Here is a 387-nt window from a genome sequence, read left to right as displayed (position 1 = left end):
GCGCAACGGGCCGACGAAGAAGAGAAAAAATACTGGTGCTGGCAACCTCGAACCGGCTGGCAGGCACTGGCCGAGCCGTGGGTGACCAGCAACCGGGAGATATCGCTCAACTGGCACGCACCGCTAGCCCTGGACGAGCATGATCTGCGCATCGAAGGCTATCTGGCGTTCGAATGCCCGGATCGCGGCCGCTATGGCTACAACCTGCGCTGCATTCACAGCGACACGGAAATCCAGACCGGGCACGATTCCCAAGGCCAATTGCTGGGCGGGAAGCGGAAACTGACCGGTGTTCGCCTGGTCGTCCCGCTGACTGGCAAGGGCGAGCGCGGCATGAGCAGCATCGAGACCGAGCCGTTGCTGGAAGGGCAGCGCGCCCGGCTGAGT

General features: G+C 63.6%; 1 pseudogene. It reads left to right on the top strand.

Going from position 1 to position 387, the window contains the following annotated elements:
* Window positions 1-387, top strand: a pseudogene (locus EE949_RS13000) (hypothetical protein); the annotation flags it as partial.

Source organism: Pseudomonas viridiflava, from assembly GCF_900602065.1.
In the GTDB taxonomy this organism is placed as follows: domain Bacteria; phylum Pseudomonadota; class Gammaproteobacteria; order Pseudomonadales; family Pseudomonadaceae; genus Aquipseudomonas.
The sequence above is the reverse complement of the archived record's forward strand: the minus strand, read 5'-3'. Positions and strand labels throughout refer to the sequence as shown.